Origin of the sequence: Secundilactobacillus angelensis (assembly GCF_012641075.1) — a bacterium.
GTDB classification, from domain to species: domain Bacteria; phylum Bacillota; class Bacilli; order Lactobacillales; family Lactobacillaceae; genus Secundilactobacillus; species Secundilactobacillus angelensis.
In genome coordinates, this window is the sequence record NZ_JAAXLJ010000116.1 from 1 (window position 1) to 271 (window position 271).

At 54.2% G+C, this 271-nt stretch carries 1 protein-coding gene; it reads right to left on the reverse strand.

The annotated features are described in order from the left end of the window. Nucleotides 1–271: hypothetical protein (locus HC026_RS13240; protein ID WP_211089501.1), on the reverse strand; the 271-nt coding region annotated here is incomplete at both ends.

Below are 271 nucleotides of genomic sequence, written 5' to 3' on the forward strand. Positions count from 1 at the left end.
ACTCGTAATCGTGCTCAAGTCATTCTTGACATGGGCACTCGTGGCGATACTGCCAAGACTGTTCAGACCGCTGTTGGCACTTGATGCAGTGGAAGCAGCTGTTGACGCGTCTTTGGCGGCACTGCTTGCAGCACTAGCTGCAGAACTGGCAGCGACGCTGGCTGAACTTAAAGCACTGGAATTACCAGCACTGGCAGCTGAGCTGGCATCTAAGGTAGCACTCGAAGCTTTCTTCGCTTCTTCTGAAGCCAGACTAGCAGCAGCTCCGGCA